Source organism: Parabacteroides sp. AF17-28 (assembly GCF_003479205.1).
GTDB lineage: Bacteria > Bacteroidota > Bacteroidia > Bacteroidales > Tannerellaceae > Parabacteroides > Parabacteroides acidifaciens.
The window spans coordinates 190,100-208,002 of the sequence record NZ_QUGV01000002.1 but is presented as its reverse complement, the minus strand read 5'-3'; the positions used below and the strand labels follow the sequence as shown (position 1 = coordinate 208,002).

Below are 17,903 nucleotides of genomic sequence, written 5' to 3'. Positions count from 1 at the left end.
AAAGAATGAGTTTTATGAAGAAGTTGTGGGCTGTGTTATTGATTCTCGTTATCTCAGGCCAAGTATTTGCCGACGAGGGCATGTGGGTTCTGAAAGAGTTGAATAAACAAAACCTGGAAAGAATGAAGGAGTTGGGATTTACTCCGTCTTACGAACAGTTGTACAGTGAAACTGACCCTTGTGTTGCCAATGCCGTTGTCATCTTCGGAGGAGGATGTACGGGTATTACCGTCTCGAACGAAGGACTGGTCTTCACCAACCACCATTGCGGTTTCGGTTCGATCCAGCAGTTGAGCAGTGTGGAACATGATTACCTGAAAGACGGTTTCGTTTCCCAGAGTAAAGAAGAAGAGTTGCCGGTTCCGGGCCTGACCGTCCGTTACCTGCGTGAGACGGTGGACGTGAGCGACCGTATCAATTCGCAGATCGGCGATATCAAGGAAGAACACTTGCGCCTGGCTGCCGCCGACTCGATCGGGCAGGCGATAGCCGACTCGGTAGGGAATACGGAATTTCTGTCTGCCGACGTGATCCCCTTCTATAATAATAACAAGTATTTCCTGATCGTTTACGATGTCTACAACGACGTCCGCATGGTATTCGCCCCGCCCAGCTCAGTGGGCAAGTTCGGTGGCGATACGGACAACTGGATGTGGCCGCGCCATACGGGCGACTTCTCTGTCTTCCGCGTATATGCCGATGCCGACAACAAACCGGCAGCCTATAGCAAGGACAATAAACCCTATCAGCCGAAATACGTGGCCGAAGTCTCCCTGCAAGGTTATCAGGACAAGGATTACGCCATGACGATCGGTTTCCCCGGCAGCACGGACCGCTACCTCTGTTCATGGGGCGTCGAGCAGCGCATCGAGGACAGCAACAAGCCCCGCATCGAAGTGCGCGGCATCAAGCAGGCGATCTGGAAAGACGCGATGCTGAAGAGCGACGAAGTCCGTATCAAATACGCCTCCAAATATGCCGGCAGCTCCAACTACTGGAAGAACTCGATCGGTATGAACAAAGGCCTTGCCAACCTGAAGGTGATCGACCGCAAGCGCGAGGAAGAAGCCGCTTTCGCTGCCTGGGTGGCACAGGATGAGAAACGCAAGGAAGTCTATGGCGACGTCCTGAACCTCTTGGAAAAAGGATATAGCTCTTCCAGCGAATATAAGAAGATCTCCACCTACTTAGGTGAAGCTTTCCTGAGCGGCGCCGAGATCGTCAAACTGGCCCGCATGATCCAGAGTGTGGATGTGAAAGGCTCTACCCCTGAAGAGATCGATGTCTTCCTGGAAGACAACATCAAGTCGTTCTTCAAGGACTACGACGCAACTCTCGACCAGAAGGTGCTGGCCGCCATGATGCAGGTAGCCAAAGAGCGTGTCCCGGCTGAAAACCTCCCGGATATCTACAAGAAGATCGACAAGAAATACAAAGGCGATTACAAGAAGTACGCCGCCGACCTGTTCAAGAAGACCTCTATCCTGTCGTACGACAATATCGCCGAAATGCTGAAAGATCAGAAGAAATATGCGAAACTGAAAAAAGACCCGGCCGCCGAATTGAGCCTGTCCGTCCTGATCTCCCTCTTCGAATTGCAACAGCTCACTGGTGATTCCTATTACGACATCGCCAAAGGCGAACGCCTCTATTTCGCCGGCCTGAAAGAGATGTATCCTGAAAAGGCTCTTTCTTCGGATGCCAACTTCACGATGCGCGTGAGCTACGGCTCTGTTGGCGGCTATCGTCCGTACGACGCAGCTTGGTATAACTATTATACGACCGAAAAAGGTATCTTTGAAAAAGAGAACCCGGAGAGCGACGAGTTCTGGGTACAACCGGAAATCCTCGACCTGATCCGCAGCAAAGACTTCGGCCAGTATGCCAATAAGGACGGCGAATTGCAGCTTTGCTTCCTTTCCAACAACGACATCACCGGCGGTAACTCCGGCAGCCCGGTGTTCGACAAGAACGCCCGCCTGATCGGCCTCGCCTTCGACGGCAACTGGGAAGCCATGAGCGGCGACATCGCCTTCGAACCGGACCTCCAGCGCACGATCAGCGTAGACATCCGCTACGTCCTGTACATGATCGACAAATGGGGAAAATGCCCGCGGTTGATCGAGGAGCTGAAGTTGGTGAAATAAGAAAGATTAGTATCGTATAGATAAGAGAAAGGGAAATGGCGCGAACGCTATTTCCCTTTTTTTACCGAGCATTATGGCTGGTTTGCGTTTACAGGTACATACAGCACCGCTTTCCCGTACCCCAGCTTCTTTATTTTGCCGATCTCAATCAGCTCTTTCAGGTCACGTATGGCGGTATTACGGTTACATTCATTCAGGCGCATGTATTGTGCAGCCGTATAATATTCCTTTTCCTTTAGCGCCATCAACATACGACCTTTCCGTTGTTCCGGGGAATAGCTGGTGGCACGGGCATCGGTATCCCGTTCCAGATCGAGAGCTTTCAGTTGGTTTTTCAGTCTTTTACACCCTCTGAAATGAATGTTCCCGAAATGCACGGACCAGGAGCGCAGCTCCTTCTTATCCATGACCGGGCGGCATTTCAAGGAAAGGGAAAAGGACCCCAGATCATCCAATTCGACAGTGTAGCCCTGCCGCAGGTTCCGGGAAATGATTTTTGCCAGTGCATCCAACATCCCTTTTGTAGTGCCTGTGGAGTAGCCGCTGCTATCGGCTATTTCTTCCGCGATTTCCTGTGTACGGACCGTACCTTTCGGGACGATTCGGGCGTGTAGCGGTTGTTTCTTTCCGTCGCCCTTAGGGTTCGGGTTCTCATATAAAGCGTATTTAGCTCCCATAATAGCTGTTTTTAAGTGATAACTTCTCTCTTCTATTGCATGTCACTGCCGTGTTCCTTTCATGTCACAGTCGTACTCCTTCTATGTTACAACCGTATTCTTTCTGTTTCATAACTGTGACATGAATACCGGATGGATGCAAATGTACAACATATTCCGTATGAACCACTCTATTCGCCGGGTTGTTTTTTATTCGCGGCAGGTAAAATGCATTGAGAGTGCTTATGGTTTGTACTCAATCATATTATTCTTGATTTTAACAGGGCAGTTGTGCTTCTTCACCATATCTTCCTTCAGTTTTTCAATAGTTCGGTCGGTTTGGGGAACACGGGAACTGACGATAAAGGCTTTCCGCAGGGATATATTTGTCATTATACCTTCCCGAATAAAGGTCTGGAGCGTTGTAATGATTTGGTTGATCGCCTTGCTTAAGTCTTTTCCTTTCAATTCGACGAAATAGGCTTCCCGTTTTTCTTGTTTGAGATCGGGATTATAGAAAAAGAAATAGTCGCATTTCTCTGTCGTCTGTTCGTAAATAAGAGCGCCGTCCACCTTTATTTTCTCCACTTTATTCCAGTCATCAGTGACCAGGACGAACTTGCGTCCGTTTTCTTGGGCAGACAACCGGATTCCGGATTTGCACCGGCAGGTACAGGCTGGCAGTCGTTCAAGTAAGCTTTTTCCTGAAGGTTTTGAGTCAAAGCATTTACATTTACTCATGATACTTTATTTCTAAAAGTGAATCGTATATGTCGGAAAGTTCGGCGGAGACATTATCCATTTCGTTAATGCCGATCGTATGGTATTCCGGATCCAGGATATTCCGGGAGGTTCCGTTTGCATTTATAAACAGGCAGGTGAGGTCGTCATAATCGATCCATCTGTCTTCCGGTACGAGTTTCTTTACTTCAGCCGCTTTTGCTTCGCTTTCTTTTGCGATGTTTCCGGCTTGCAGCAAGTTCTGGAGGGTGCTCATTACGTAAGGGCTATGGGTGGTGATGAATATTTTAACATGATTCTGCTTAGCCCTCCGGATAATATATTCGATGAGGTCTTTTTGGACTTTTGTGTATAAGTTCAGTTCCGGTTCTTCGATGATTAATAAGTTCTGGCTTAATAAAGAATAATCGAATACGGATAGCATAGGAATTAATGCTTGGAGCCCGCTGGAGGCTTGGGAGAGATCGACCTCGTCGCCGTTACCGAGTATAAAGCCGTCGTTCCCCTTTTTATTATCGAAAAGGACGAGAATATTGAGGAAGTCGATTACATAATGATCGTTCTCTCTTTTTGCAAGGCTATATAGATTAGCGAACTTCTTGAGACTGATCGGCAGGTTGATTTCTTTGTCATAAAAACTATAGATAGCTTGTGATAGCGTGGACATTAGTATTCGTTCTGCCGGGATGTAAATTGAGGATTCACCTCTGTACATGAAGTTAATAAGTTTAGCATATAACGAATAAAATTGATGTCTTAAGAAAAAATCTTCTCCCTGTATTTGCTCGATAGCATTTAATTGTCCTTCGTAGAATGCTTTCAAATCTTCATCGAAGTTTTCAATAACTGATAAAATACGTGATTTGTAAAAAGATTTTTCTTCAGATAAAGGTAATGACAAGTTATTCCATTCTTTTATGCTTTCCGCATAAGGATAATCTGTCTGTACCCCTTCTTTACAGATCGTCCAATGATAAGGCTCTTTTTCATACCGGATATATGTGTCCTCTTTGAATTCGAAATCAATATTGTATGTCTTCAATAAAGATATAAACGGTGACAGATCATCCCCCGGTCCGATACAATAAAACTCCATGCTGTTGAATATCGCCAGCAATTTAGCGATAGTACTTTTACCGCTGGAAGTGTGGCCGATAAGGACACAGATATCTTTAATGTCTATCTCTGCCTGCTGGATGGGGCCGAAGTCTTTTATTCTAATCTTTTCCATATGATGGGATATGTCAGTTCGTGCAAATATAGGTATTTTCTTGTATCTTTAGCCTGAGTATATGCTGGTTTTGAAGTATTGTAGTAGACATTGAACGGAAAATCGCTACTTTTGCAGGAAAGTAATATGAAATACATATCATGAAAACATTCAATAACCTGATCATCGGTGCCGGCTTTCTGGCTGCCATTTCTCCTGCACGGGCAGAAGATAAAGAGGCGCCTGCCGAACGGCCGAATATCCTCTTTATCCTTTCCGACGACCATACTTCGCAGGCGTGGGGGATATACGGGGGAATCCTGAGCGAATATGTAAAAAATGAGAATATACGACGGCTGGCTGCCGAGGGCTGTGTGCTGGACAATTGCTTCTGTACAAACTCGATCTCTGCGCCCAGTCGCGCCGCCATACTGACGGGCGCTTACAGCCATCATAACGGAGTCTACACCCTTGAGGACGGCCTCGACCCGATGACCGATAATATCGCCAAGCAGATGCAGCAAGGTGGTTATCAGACTGCGCTGATCGGCAAATGGCATCTGAAACGGCAGCCCTCCGGCTTCGATTATTTCAGTGTCTTTCACGATCAGGGCGAGTATTGGGACCCGCTTTTCAAGACTGCCGACGGCTGGGTGGACGATGACCAGGGAAAGAGCGGTAAGCCGGAGAAAGGTTTCTCGACCGACCTGGTGACCGATAAGACGATCCAGTGGATCCGTTCGCGCGAGAAGGACCGTCCCTTTATGATGTGCTGCCATTTCAAGGCGACGCACGAGCCTTGGGATTTCCCCGAACGGTTAGCGCATCTTTATGACGACGTCACATTCCCCGAACCGGCCAATATGATGGAGTTCGGACCGGAAAAATCCGGCCGTACCTTCCCCGGGCAACAGCTCGAGAATATGGCGTGGCGCTGGGAGACGGCTTCGAAAGACCCTGCTTCGTGGTGGTGCCAATATCCCGAATTGCCGTTCTCCATCCAGGGAATGGGGAAGGAGGAGGCCCGTCGGAAGACTTATCAGAAGATGATCCGGGATTACTTGCGCTGCGGGGCTGCCATCGACGATAACATCGGCCGTCTGCTCCGTTTCCTCGACGAAGAGGGGTTGTCACAGAATACAATCGTGGTTTATGTCTCCGACCAGGGTTATTTTCTCGGTGAACACGGCTTCTTCGATAAACGCATGATGTTCGAGGAGCCGTTGCATATGCCTTTCGTGATCCGTTATCCGAAAGAAATCCCTGCCGGGACACGCAATGGCGATATCATCCTCAACACCGATTTTGCCTCTACGCTGGCGGACTATGCCGGAGTGAACGCCCCGTCCTGCAGCGAAGGCCGCAGCTTCCGCGACAACCTGAAAGGCGAGACTCCGCGTGACTGGCGCCAGTCTATGTACTATCGCTATTGGACGCATCACAAGATCCGCCCGGCGCACATGGGTATCCGTAACCACCGCTACAAGCTGATGTTCCTTTATGGCGATCCGTTAAACGCGACCGGTTCGGACAAAGCACCCGTCACTCCCTCCTGGGAATTTTATGACCTTCTGTCCGATCCCCACGAAGATCACAACGTCTACAATTCCCCCGCCTACACCGGCGAGATCGAGCGGATGAAACGCGAACTTTTGCAACTCCGCCGCGAAGTCGGCGATACGGACGAGGCAACGCCCCGGATGCAGGAGATTATAGATGGGTATTACTGGTAAGTAATAAGCTCATCCTTTTTTCATCTTCTTGTACTCCCTCGGAGGCATTCCCATCACCTTGCTGAAGAGGCGGGAGAAGTAGTAGGTGTCCTCGATCCCGATCTTATAGCAGACTTGGTTTATTTTCATGTCCGTGAAGTCTAACAGTTGGCAAGCCTGCTGGATCTTCAACTGGTTGAAGTAGGCGAGTGGGGCATAGCCTGTCCGCTGGCTGAACAGGGCGGAGAAATGGGAGGCGGAATAGCCCGTGTGGTCGGCGATCTTCTGCAAGGTCAGCCGTTTTTCGATGTTTTCCTTCATGAAATGGATGGCAGCCGTGACGATGTCGTTCTTCTCCGTTTCGTTGTGGGCGGCATCCCGGTATTGTTGCAGGTAGCGGAGTGTCCCGAGATAGTGGTAGAAGATGGAGCTGGCATATAGCAGGTTCTCGTGGCTGTAACCCATTTCGAGTGTCCGGAATATTTCTTCGAACATGTCGATACGGTTGCTGATGCGCGAGTGTACGCCTGGCTTGACTTCTACCGGGCGGGTATATTGCCGCGCAAAGTGGGAAGCCAGTTTCCCCTTGAAATGTATCCAGTAGATTGTCCAGGGATCTGCTTCATTTGCTCCGTAGGCATGCGGTTTCCCTGCCGGCAGTATGAAGTATTGGTTGGCGGTCACGGAGTGTTCCTGTCCTTCCGTCCGGTACCAACCGGAACCTTCCGTGCAGTAAATAAAGACAAATTGGGAGATCGGTTCTTCCCGTTCCCGGAAATGGTGCAAGGCTTTCGGGTAATATCCGATGTCGGTGATGTGCAGGATGGAAGAGATTGGGTCTTCTTCCATGTCATGGATAATGGATTGGGGAAGGACAAGTGCCCGTTCACCGCTGAAACCGTCTTTTCTTTTGATCATGGCTGATAGATTTAAGAATACTGCAAACTTACGATTAAAATCGGAAGATTGTCCATTGTTATAGACTTTTTATCTATTTTCCGTTTATACGGAAGTCCTTTACTTTGCATCATATCTTAATAACTGATTATCATGAAGCAAACGACAGCCTATTTATTACTGATCTGCCTCGTCTCGGCGATGGGGGGATTACTGTTCGGTTACGACTGGGTCGTGATCGGAGGAGCTAAAATCTTTTATGAACCCTTTTTCCATCTGGAAGGTTCGGCCGCTCTGCGCGGGTGGGCGATGAGCAGTGCGTTGATCGGTTGCCTGGCGGGTGCTTTGCTGTCCGGCGCGTGGAGCGATCGCTACGGGCGTAAGAAGATGCTCATTGCGGCATCCTTCCTTTTTGTCGCTTCGGCTGTGGGGACAGGGGCGGTGGACAGTTTCTTCTGGTTTGTCGTCTATCGCATTATAGGAGGTTTCGGCATCGGTATTGCCTCGAATGTCTCTCCGGTCTATATAGCCGAGGTGTCTCCTGCTTCCGTTCGCGGAAAGTTCGTTTCCCTCAACCAGTTGACGATCGTGTTAGGTATCCTGATGGCGCAGTTGGCAAACTGGCAGATCGGGGAGTACTTTACTGCCGGCGGGGAAACATTGAGCGCCGGGAGTATCGAATGGGCCTGGCGTTGGATGTTCTGGGCCGAACTGATCCCGGCAGGATTATTCTTCATCCTCTCTTTCGTGATTCCCGAAAGCCCCCGGTGGCTGGCTACGACCGGACGGACAGCCGAGGCCGGAAAAATCCTGGGACGTGTGGGCGGAACGGAATATGCCCGGCAGACGCTTTCCGAACTGGGACAGTTGAACGGGGATAAGAAAGAAAAAGCCAACTGGGGAGCCTTGCTTCAACCCGGTGTGCGCAGTGTGTTGGTGATTGGGATTGTCCTGGCCGTCTTCCAGCAATGGTGCGGTATCAATGTGATCTTCAATTATGCGCACGAGATATTCTCGGCTGCCGGTTATGCCGTGTCGGATGTCCTGATGAATATCGTGGTGACGGGTGTGACGAATGTGGTCTTTACGTTTGTTGCGATCTATACGGTGGACAAATGGGGACGGCGTACGCTGATGTTTGTCGGTTCGGCAGGCTTGGCGTTGATTTATGCGATTCTGGGGACTTGCTATTTCTTAGGCATAAGCGGCTGGCCGATGCTGTTGCTGGTCGTGCTGGCGATCGCCTGCTATGCGATGTCGCTGGCTCCGGTGGTCTGGGTAGTCCTTTCCGAGATATTCCCGGTCCGCATACGTGGTATGGCGATGGCGCTCTCCACCTTCTTCCTTTGGGTGGCCTGCTTCCTGCTTACCTATACTTTTCCGCTTTTGAATGAGGCGGTCGGCGCCTCGGGTACGTTCTGGCTGTATGGCGGGATCTGTCTGGCAGGCTTTCTCTTTATACGGGCACGGCTTCCGGAAACCAAAGGAAAGACATTGGAAGAACTTGAAAAAGAATTAACGAAATAACTTTAGAATATGGCAGAGAATGTAAAAGTTTGGGAAGAAGATATCCTTCTCCCCACCTATGGCATCGGTAAACCGGAAAAGAACCCGATGTTCCTGGAAAAACGTGTTTACCAGGGAAGCAGCGGGGTGGTATATCCGTATCCCGTGATTGAAAAGATTGAAGATACCTGCGAAGACAAGTCTTATCACGCAGTCTATCTGGAGAATGAATATATAAAGGTGATGATCCTGCCTGAATTGGGCGGACGTGTGCAGATGGCATACGATAAGATCAAGGAACGCCATTTCATCTACTACAACCATGTGATCAAACCGGCTCTGGTCGGCCTGACAGGCCCCTGGATCTCCGGCGGCATCGAGTTCAACTGGCCGCAGCATCACCGCCCCAGCACCTTCCTCCCGGTGGACTATTCGATCGAGAAACGCCCCGACGGCAGTGTGGTGGTCTGGGTGAGCGAGCGGGAACGGATGTTCCACCAGAAGGGGATGGCGGGCTTTACCCTGCGTCCGGGACGTGCCGTGCTGGAGATACAGGGCAAGGTTTATAATCCGACTCCCCTGCCGCAGACATTCCTTTGGTGGGCGAATCCGGCGGTGGCGGTCAACGAACATTACCAGTCTGTCTTTCCGGGCGATGTGAATGCCGTGTTCGATCATGGCAAACGTGATGTTTCCCGTTATCCGATTGCGACCGGAACCTATTATAAGATGGATTATTCGGCGGGTGTCGATATCTCCCGTTATAAGAATATTCCGGTGCCCACTTCCTACATGGCTATCCGTTCCAAGTATAATTTCGTCGGCGGTTACGAGAACGATACCCGTGCCGGCGTCTTGCATGTCGCAAACCATCATATCTCTCCGGGTAAAAAGCAATGGACTTGGGGAAACGGTGATTTCGGGCAGGCCTGGGACCGTAACCTGACGGATGCCGACGGCCCTTATATCGAGCTGATGACCGGTGTCTATACCGACAACCAGCCCGATTTTACCTGGCTGCAACCGTATGAAGAAAAGACCTTCACGCAGTTTTTTATGCCCTACCGGGAATTAGGTGTTGTCAAGAATGCCTCTTCCGACCTGCTGATGAATATCGAACCGGAAGGAGAGGTGTCGCGTTTGAAGATATTTGCCACTTCTGCACAGAAAGGGTTGCATATCGTGGTGACAAAAGAGGGAGAGCCGGTGTTGGACATCGTCCGTGACATCACCCCTGAAACGATCCTGGAGGAAGAAGTACCGGTCAGAGACCTGGCAGGCATAAAGGTGTCGGTTTATAGTCCCGGAGGGAAACTCCTTCTCGGTTGGGAACCCGAACCCGATGAGATCAAGGAAGTACCCGAACCGGCTAAAGCGGCTCTCGATCCGAAAGATATCCGGACGACGGAGCAGCTGTATCTGACCGGACTTCACCTCGAACAATATCGCCACGCGACATATTCCGCCACCGATTACTATGAAGAGGCGCTCCGCCGTGATCCGGACGATGTGCGGAATAATAATGCGATGGGCCTGTGGCTGATCCGTAAGGGACAGTTTGCTAAAGCCGAACCCTATTTGCGCCGGGCGGTGAAGACGCTGACGGAAAAGAATCCGAACCCCTATGACGGCGAACCGTTGTATAATCTCGGGCTCTCCCTGAAATACCAGGGTAAAACGGAGGAAGCGTACGACTATTTCTATAAGGCTTGCTGGAATGCCGCCTGGCAGGATGCCGGCTATTATTCGCTGGCACAACTCTCCGCCGCAAAAGGGAACTGGGAAGATGCGCTATATGAAATAGATAAATCCCTGCTCCGTAACTGGCATAACTTGCGCGGACGTCATCTGAAAGCGATTGTTCTCCGTCATCTCGGACGTACTGATGAAGCGCTCGCTCTGATCCGCGAATCGCTAACCATCGACCGTTTTAATTTCGGTTGTAGCTTTGAAGAATATTTGCTGACGGAGAAGAAAGAGGTCCTGGACGATCTGGTGCTCCGGATGCGTCGGGAAGGTCATAATTATGAGGAACTGGCCCTCGATTATGCTTCTGCCGGCTGCTGGGATGAAGCCTTGAAGGTGGTTGAGGTAGCTTGCGAAGCGGTTACAACGGGACGGACCATGCTCTACTATTACAAGAGTTGGTTCCTGCTGGTGTCGGGCCGGATGAGAGAGGCGGAAATGGCAATTTGTATCGCCGAACATCAGCCGGCCGACTGCTGTTTCCCGAATGTTTTGGAAGCGATTCTTGCTCTTCAGGCTGTGGTCCGTTTTGCAGAATTTACCCCCAAAGCGTATTATTATCTGGGTAACCTGTGGTACGACAAACGGCAGTATGCCGAAGCTATAGCTGCATGGGAAAAGTCGATAGAGCAGGACGATACCTTCCCGACAGTCCTCCGCAACTTGTCCCTGGCATATTTCAATAAGCTGGGCAAACAACAGGAGGCGGTCGCCTTGCTCGAAAGAGCCTTTAAGCTGGATATACGGGATGCCCGTATCCTGATGGAATGCGACCAGCTGTATAAGCGCCTGAACCGTCCTCATGCCGATCGTCTGGCCATATTGGATAAAGTCAAGGAGACGGCTTTTTCCCGCGACGACCTCTATCTGGAATATGTCACCCTGCTCAACCAGTCGGGACGCTACGAGGAGGCGATCCGCATGATCGATGCCCGCCGTTTCCATCCCTGGGAAGGTGGAGAGGGGAAAATCCCTGCGCAATACCAACTGGCGCGTGTCGAACTGGTGAAAGCTTGCCTGAAAGCCGGAGAGAACGAAAAAGCATTGGCACTGATCGAAGAATGTTTCGTCTATCCCCATAATTTGGGAGAAGGTAAATTGTATGGAGCCCAGGAGAATGATTTCAATTATTATAAAGCCTGCGCCCTGCAAGCATTGGGACGTGAGGCGGAAGCGCATGACCTGTTCCTGGCCGCAAGCGTTGGCAATAGCCAGCCGGCAGCCGCCATGTATTACAACGACCAGAAGCCGGATAAGATTTTCTACCAGGGATTGGCGCTCCGCAAGCTTGGACGCGAGGAGGAGGCCCGCAGCCGCTTCAACCGCCTGATCGATTTTGGGGAAAAGCACCTGTTCGACACTTTCAAGATGGATTATTTCGCCGTCTCCCTTCCGGATCTCCAGATTTGGGAAGACGATATGGACAAGAAGAACCGCATCCACTGCAACTACCTGATGGGCCTCGGCCACCTCGGCCTCGGCAATCCGGAAAAGGCAGAAACCTATTTCAGCATCGCCGCCGAAATGGACAACAACCACCAAGGAGTCCAGATCCATCGGCAGATGATAGGAACGGTATAAACAAATATATCAATCACTTAAACAGATAAGATTATGAAACTGCGGAATAGCGTGTTGTTCTTGATGTCGATAGGATTGCTTTCCTTGATGTCTTGCCGGAGGGGACCGGCCGAACTGTCTTTGGCGGGTGAGTGGCAATTTGCTTTGGACCCGGAAGATATAGGTGTGAAACAGGAATGGCAGAATAAAGAATTGGGAGAAACGCTCCGCCTGCCGGGTTCCTTGCAGGAACAGGGGAAGGGGGAAGATGTCAGCCTGGATACGAAATGGACGGGACAGATTGTCGACAGCTCCTGGTATAAGGCCCCCGAATATGCCAAGTACCGCCAGGCAGGTAATATCAAAGTCCCTTTCTGGTTGAATCCGGATAAGCATTATGTAGGTGTCGCCTGGTATCGGAAGAAAGTGAATGTCCCGTCCGGTTGGGAGAACCGTCCGGTCATACTGGACCTCGAACGGACGCATTGGGAAACCACTCTTTTCCTGGATGGCCAAAAGGTAGGGTCGCAAAATTCTTTGCAGACGCCTCACCGTTATCTCCTGGATGGATTGAAAGCCGGGGAACATACCTTTACCCTGCGGGTGGATAACCGCCTTTACGTCGATGTCGGCATGAATGCGCACAGTGTTTCCGACCATACGCAAAGCAACTGGAACGGGATTATCGGAGAGATGAAACTGTCTGCAAAGCCATCCCTTTATATCGAATCCGTACAGATCTTCCCGGATATAAAAAAGAGGCAAGCGCAGGTAAAGATCCAATTAAAAGGCTCGGCAGAAGCAGGCGCACCTACCGTTTCATTGCAAGCCGTAACGTTTGACGGCAAACCTGTCGGAAGCCCGGTGCAGTCGGCCGTTGAGCCCGGAAAAGAAACTGAACCGGTTGAAATGGTTGTCGATATGGGAGAAGAAGCCGGGCTTTGGTCGGAACATACCCCCAATGCCTATAAGATGAATGTTTCTGTTCAGTCTTCCGGCGGGACGGATGAAGCCTGTTACGACTTCGGCCTCCGTGAGTTCAAGGCGAACGGAACCCGTTTTGAAGTCAACGGACAGCCCGTTTTCCTCCGGGGCACGCTGGAATGCTGCATCTTTCCGCTGACAGGCTATCCCGCCATGCAGCCTGACTATTGGGCAAAGATCTACCGCACCTGTAAGGAATATGGCTTGAACCATGTCCGCTTCCATTCCTGGTGTCCTCCGGAAGCCGCTTTCCATGTGGCGGACAGTATGGGAATCTATCTGCAGGTGGAATGTGGGGCCTGGGCGGAGGTCGGCAGCGGCAAACCGCAGGACCAGTGGCTGAAGGAGGAAAGCGACCGTATCCTGAAAGCATATGGCAACCACCCTTCGTTCTGCATGATGGTGTACGGTAACGAACCTGCCGGAGCCGATCAGGTGGCTTATCTGTCCGGCCTGGTCGATTATTGGAAAAGTAAGGACTCCCGCCACGTTTATTCCAGTGCCGCCGGATGGCCCTATGTCGGGAATGCCGATTACTGGAATGCCCCTAATCCGCGTATCCAGGCTTGGGGAGCAGGTCTCAGGAGTATTATCAACAGGGAAGCCCCGCGAACGGATTATGACTTTGCCGGTATCATCCGGCAGGATATGCCGACCGTCAGTCACGAGATCGGTCAGTGGTGTGTCTATCCGAACTTCAAGGAGATAGAGAAATATACGGGCGTACTGAAAGCCAAGAATCTGGAAATATTTCGGGAAACCCTGGCGGAAAAAGGAATGGCTGATATGGGAGAAAAGTTCCTCTACGCCTCCGGCCGTTTGCAGACCCTGTGCTATAAGGCGGATATCGAAGCTGCTCTGCGTACCCCGGGCTTTGCCGGTTTCCAGTTGCTCGATCTGCATGATTTTCCCGGACAGGGGACGGCGCTTGTCGGTGTGCTCGACCCTTTCTGGGATGATAAAGGATATGTGACAGGCAAAGAATACAGTATGTTCTGTAACGGTACCGTTCCGTTGATTCGTTTTCCGAAGATGGTCTGGTTGAATAATGAGGTGCTGGAAGTCCCCCTGGAAATAGCTCATTTCGGAGAAAACGCGATGCCCGGTGTAACAATCCGCCTGTGTATTTCGACGATGGATGATGAACTGCTGGAACAACGTTCTTTCACTTGTGACCTGCCGCTTGGCAATTGCATACCGGTCGGTACAGCTCGTTGTGACCTGTCTCGTTTTAAAGAGCCTGTCCAGCTACTCGTTTCGGCTCAGGTTGAGAACACGGACATACGGAACCAATGGCATATCTGGGTTTATCCCGCGGAAAAGAAGGCAATAGACAAGTTGCCGTATATCACGACCCGTCTGGATAAAACAGCGCAGGACAAGCTGAATAACGGCGAATCCGTTTTGCTGTTGACCTACGGGGCCGTTCCGCCGGAAAAGGGAGGCGATATCGCTGTCGGTTTCTCCAGCATCTTCTGGAACACCGCCTGGACACGCGGACAAGCCCCGCATACACTCGGCGTTTGTTGTGATGCGAAACATCCCGCACTGGCCGCTTTCCCCAATGAAGGAGTGAGCGATTATCAGTGGTGGGACCTGATGAGCCGTTGCGATGCCATGATCCTGGATGACTATCCGGAAGGCTTCCGCCCGATTGTCCATATCGTGGATGACTGGTTTACGAACCGTAAACTCGGGATGCTCTACGAAGCCCGTGTCGGCAAAGGCAAACTACTGGTTTGCAGTGCCGACCTGCAAAACGATCTGGCAAGCCGTCCGGCAGCCGCCCAGTTCCGGCAAAGCCTCCTGGAATATATGATGTCCGGGCAGTTTAACCCTAAGCAAGAGGTGGAAATCGATAAGATAAGATATTAAAGTCCTAACTCCCTTGTCCCCGCGCTTGACGCGGGGCCGGGGTACTTTGCTTCCTAAACAAATAAACAATAAATAGACATGAAACGACTCTCACTGTTATTGATCTCCCTCTTTGCTTGTCTGGTGGTACAGGCAGAGGAGTCCGGGCGAATGGACCTGTCCGGCCTGTGGCGCTTCCAACTGGACCCGATGGGGTTTGGCAAGACACCCGGATCGGAATTGTATTTAAGTAAACTGACCGAAACGATCACTTTGCCCGGCTCTATGGATGAAGGAGGCAAAGGCATTCAGAATATAGTGGCGCATGTGGACCGCCTGAGCCGTAAGTTCGAATACTGCGGGCAGGCGTGGTACCAGCGTGAAGTGGTGATCCCGGAAGACTGGAAAGGGAAGGAAGTGATCCTTTCGCTGGAACGCTGCCATTGGGAAACGGCTGTCTTTGTGGATGGCGAACCGGTTGCGACCGATGAACGCCTCTCCACCCCGAACCGTTTCATCTTGACTAAACAGCTGACGCCCGGCCTGCACACGCTGACCTTGTGTGTCGATAACCGTCTGAAATATCCGATGGACCAGTGGACACACGGAACGACCGAATATACGCAAACAAACTGGAACGGGGTAGCCGGGCGCATGGAACTGATCGCTAAACCGGCTTGCTATATTGAAAAGATGGATATCTATCCCGATACCGAAACCGGGAAGGTAAAAGTCAGCCTTGCCCTCCATACTGCCGGAAACCCGGTAAAGGGGACCCTTACGCTTCACATCCGTGAAAAGGGTGGAAAAGAGGTTTGCCGGGCGGTAGTTCCTGTCGCCTTGTCAGGCGCCAGCACGATCGAGCACGAACTCGCGTTGGGCAAAGATATGAAACTGTGGGACGAGTTTTCCCCCGCTCTCTACGATCTGACGGCGACGCTCGATACGGAAGCCGGTGAAGACTTGCGCTCATCTGTTTTCGGTATGCGCCACGTGGAACAGGGACGCCATCATGTCCGCCTGAACGGCCGCGATATCCACCTGCGCGGTGTCCTGGACTGCTGTGTCTTCCCGATCACCGGCTATCCGGCTACGGATGTGAAGGAGTGGAAGCGTATCATGGGTACGGTGAAAGATTACGGGATGAACCATATCCGCTTTCATTCCTGGTGCCCCCCGGAAGCCGCTTTCGATGCGGCCGACGAACTCGGATTGTACTTGCAGGTGGAACTTCCGATGTGGATCAAGGATGTCGGCCGATACCCCGCTCGCCGCGACTTCTTCGAGAAGGAGATGTATGCCATTCTGGACGAGTATGGCAACCACCCCTCCTTTATCCTCTACTGTAACGGTAATGAGAACGAAGGCGACTTCGCTGTGCTGGAAGACCTTGTGAAGAAGGGACAGGCTTACGACCCCCGCCATCTCTATTCCGCCTCCACAGCCCGTACGCACGTCAAGGCAGACCAGTATTACGCCTCCCATGTAGCCGCCAATGTCGGGGATAAGAACCGGCGCTGGATCACCGTCTACGAGGGCAAGCCCTCCACCGATTGGGACCTCTGTGAGGAATCGGCCATCGACGTGCCGGTCATCGCCCACGAAACGGGCCAACGCTGCATGTATCCGAACTTCGAAGAGATGAAGAAATACACCGGCGTGCTGGAACCCCGTAACTTTAAAGTGTTCCAGGATCGTCTTGCCCGTAACGGCATGCTGCACCAGGCTGACGAGTTCTTCCGGGCAACCGGTGCGCATACCGTCCTCCAGTATAAGGAGGTGAACGAAGCCCTGCTGCGTACCTCCACCTCCGGCGGCTTCCAGCTGCTCGGCCTTTCCGACTTCCCGGGACAGGGAAGCGCCTTTGTCGGAATCCTGGATGCTTTCTGGGAGAGTAAGGGATTGGTGACGCCGGAAAAATTCCGCGAGTCATGCGCTCCGGTCGTTCTTCTGGCACGTCTTCCGAAACGTACCTATACAAACAATGAAACCTTCACCGCAAAATTAGGTATCTATCAGTTCGGCCCCGAAGCGATCCGCAAGGGACAACTCGCCTGGCAGCTCGAGGGTGAAGCCGGCAATATCGTCGGAAGCGGTAAGATCAACCACAAGGAGATCCCGTTCAGTACGGTTGACTCCCTGGGTGTGGTCAATATCCCGTTGGATAAAGTCACTGCCGCCGGAAAATATACGTTGAAGGCGCGTATCGCAGGCGGTATTTGCAATGAATGGGACATCTGGGTCTACCCGGCTGTGAAACAACCCGCATCCGAAGTATATACATACGTCCGCCAATGGGAAAAGGCTAAGGAGTTGCTTCTGAAAGGTGAAAACGTCTTGCTGGTCCCGGACAGTTGTGCCGGGCGGAAAGCGCATTTCGCCAGCCATTTCTGGAATCCGATCATGTTCAACTGGAAACCGATGATCGTCGGAACCCGCATTGATCATCAGCATCCCGCCTTTCGTGACTTCCCGACCTCTTATTATGCCGACTGGCAGTGGTGGGACATCCTGAACTACGCAACGGCGGTGGATCTGACCGATATGCGCACGTTGACCCCCGTTATCCAAAGTATCGACACCTACGAAGTGAACCGTAAATTAGGAATCTCGTTTGAAGCTAACGTTGCCGGTGGTAAGTTGTTTGTCCTTTGTGTCGATCCGGAGAAGGATATGGAAAAACGTCCGGCCATGCAACAGCTGTTGACATCCGTCCGCAACTATGTCGCCTCCGACCGTTTTGCCCCGTCTGTATCTTTGCAACCGTATGAGCTGGATGCCCTGTTCGACTACAGCAAGATCCATCGTGCGGAAACCCAATCAAGCGAAGCGATCAGGCAGTTATTAAACCAATAAACCGTACCTTTGCTGAAGAAAAGATAATATCGAT

The 17,903-nt window shown here is 51.4% G+C and carries 10 protein-coding genes; 6 read left to right on the top strand and 4 right to left on the bottom strand.

Annotated features, from left to right (window positions below; translation table 11 throughout):
• The first annotated feature begins 14 nt into the window (after window positions 1–14).
• A complete protein-coding gene (locus DWW90_RS02230; protein WP_353890110.1) occupies window positions 15–2,147 on the top strand; it encodes a S46 family peptidase in 2,133 nt (710 codons plus the stop codon).
• Window positions 2,148–2,218: 71 nt separating this feature from the next.
• Here the strand turns inward: DWW90_RS02230 and DWW90_RS02225 are convergent, their stop codons facing one another.
• The 3 genes from DWW90_RS02225 to DWW90_RS02215 all read right to left on the bottom strand — a co-directional run bounded on the left by DWW90_RS02225 (window position 2,219) and on the right by DWW90_RS02215 (window position 4,775).
• Window positions 2,219–2,824 (bottom strand): HU family DNA-binding protein, encoded by a 606-nt coding sequence (locus DWW90_RS02225; protein ID WP_122343828.1) that lies wholly within the window; start codon window positions 2,822–2,824, stop codon window positions 2,219–2,221.
• A 222-nt stretch (window positions 2,825–3,046) separates the two neighbouring features.
• Window positions 3,047–3,544, bottom strand: a complete 498-nt coding sequence (locus tag DWW90_RS02220; protein WP_147382392.1) for a hypothetical protein — start codon at window positions 3,542–3,544, stop codon at window positions 3,047–3,049.
• A complete protein-coding gene (locus DWW90_RS02215; RefSeq protein WP_122343827.1) occupies window positions 3,537–4,775 on the bottom strand; it encodes an AAA family ATPase in 1,239 nt (412 codons plus the stop codon). Before DWW90_RS02215 ends, DWW90_RS02220 begins: the two co-directional genes overlap by 8 nt.
• A gap of 140 nt (window positions 4,776–4,915) precedes the next feature.
• Here DWW90_RS02215 and DWW90_RS02210 point away from each other — a divergent pair, with 140 nt between their 5' ends.
• Window positions 4,916–6,487, top strand: coding sequence for a sulfatase (locus DWW90_RS02210; protein WP_122343826.1), 1,572 nt, complete (start codon window positions 4,916–4,918; stop codon window positions 6,485–6,487).
• A 9-nt stretch (window positions 6,488–6,496) separates the two neighbouring features.
• On the opposite strand, the gene DWW90_RS02205 is transcribed toward DWW90_RS02210, so the two are convergent.
• On the bottom strand, window positions 6,497–7,384 hold the full coding sequence (locus tag DWW90_RS02205) for an AraC family transcriptional regulator (RefSeq protein WP_115498415.1): 888 nt from the start codon (window positions 7,382–7,384) through the stop codon (window positions 6,497–6,499).
• Window positions 7,385–7,516: 132 nt separating this feature from the next.
• Here DWW90_RS02205 and DWW90_RS02200 point away from each other — a divergent pair, with 132 nt between their 5' ends.
• The 4 genes from DWW90_RS02200 (at window position 7,517) to DWW90_RS02185 (ending at window position 17,869) form a co-directional block, all read left to right on the top strand.
• The gene (locus DWW90_RS02200; RefSeq protein ID WP_122333485.1) at window positions 7,517–8,890 is read left to right on the top strand and encodes a sugar porter family MFS transporter; all 1,374 of its coding nucleotides are present in this window, start codon (window positions 7,517–7,519) and stop codon (window positions 8,888–8,890) included.
• A 9-nt stretch (window positions 8,891–8,899) separates the two neighbouring features.
• Window positions 8,900–12,196: a DUF5107 domain-containing protein gene (locus DWW90_RS02195; protein WP_122343825.1), complete on the top strand. Its 3,297-nt coding sequence runs from the start codon at window positions 8,900–8,902 to the stop codon at window positions 12,194–12,196.
• Window positions 12,197–12,229: 33 nt separating this feature from the next.
• Window positions 12,230–15,034: a sugar-binding domain-containing protein gene (locus tag DWW90_RS02190; RefSeq protein ID WP_122343824.1), complete on the top strand. Its 2,805-nt coding sequence runs from the start codon at window positions 12,230–12,232 to the stop codon at window positions 15,032–15,034.
• 150 nt (window positions 15,035–15,184) lie between these two features.
• The gene (locus DWW90_RS02185) at window positions 15,185–17,869 is read left to right on the top strand and encodes a sugar-binding domain-containing protein (protein ID WP_233547634.1); all 2,685 of its coding nucleotides are present in this window, start codon (window positions 15,185–15,187) and stop codon (window positions 17,867–17,869) included.
• Window positions 17,870–17,903 lie beyond the last annotated feature (34 nt).